The organism is Staphylococcus sp. KUGN1 (genome assembly GCF_045984185.1).
GTDB lineage: Bacteria > Bacillota > Bacilli > Staphylococcales > Staphylococcaceae > Staphylococcus > Staphylococcus warneri_A.
In genome coordinates, this window is the sequence record NZ_JBJQIL010000029.1 from 1 (window position 1) to 294 (window position 294).

Consider the following 294-nt stretch of genomic DNA (forward strand, 5'->3'; position numbering starts at 1 on the left):
ACGCTGAGTCAGACGCGCTTACTGAGTTTGAGTCAGATACGCTTGTGCTTGTTGATGCACTATCTGATGTGCTTACTGACGTTGAATCACTTGCGCTTACTGACGTTGAATCACTTGCGCTTACTGACGTTGAATCACTTGCGCTTACTGATGTTGAGTCGCTTGCGCTTACTGACGCTGAGTCAGATGCACTTACTGACGCTGAATCAGATGCACTTGTTGACGCTGAGTCAGACGCGCTTACTGAGTTTGAGTCGCTTGCGCTTACTGACGCTGAGTCAGATGCGCTTGTTG

At 49.0% G+C, this 294-nt stretch carries 1 protein-coding gene; it reads left to right on the forward strand.

Annotated features, from left to right (window positions below; genetic code table 11):
• Positions 1-294: hypothetical protein (locus ACJQQZ_RS12580; RefSeq protein WP_408023177.1), on the forward strand; the 294-nt coding region annotated here is incomplete at both ends.